We start from the raw sequence: 257 nt of genomic DNA, 5'->3' as shown, positions 1-257 counted from the left end.
AGTCTGGGCCGTGTCTCAGTCCCAGTGTGGCCGATCACCCTCTCAGGTCGGCTACGCATCGTTGCCTTGGTGAGCCGTTACCTCACCAACTAGCTAATGCGCCGCGGGTCCATCTGTAAGTGGTAGCTAAAAGCCACCTTTTATAATTGAACCATGCGGTTCAATTAAGCATCCGGTATTAGCCCCGGTTTCCCGGAGTTATCCCAGTCTTACAGGCAGGTTACCCACGTGTTACTCACCCGTCCGCCGCTAACATC

General features: G+C 54.5%; 1 rRNA gene. It reads right to left on the bottom strand.

The window, feature by feature from the left end:
* A 16S ribosomal RNA gene (locus KI350_RS22840) occupies window positions 1-257 on the bottom strand; the annotation flags it as partial.

This window comes from Bacillus sp. J41TS8, assembly GCF_018333035.1.
Classification (GTDB): domain Bacteria; phylum Bacillota; class Bacilli; order Bacillales; family Bacillaceae; genus Bacillus; species Bacillus paralicheniformis.
The sequence above is the reverse complement of the archived record's forward strand: the minus strand, read 5'-3'. Positions and strand labels throughout refer to the sequence as shown.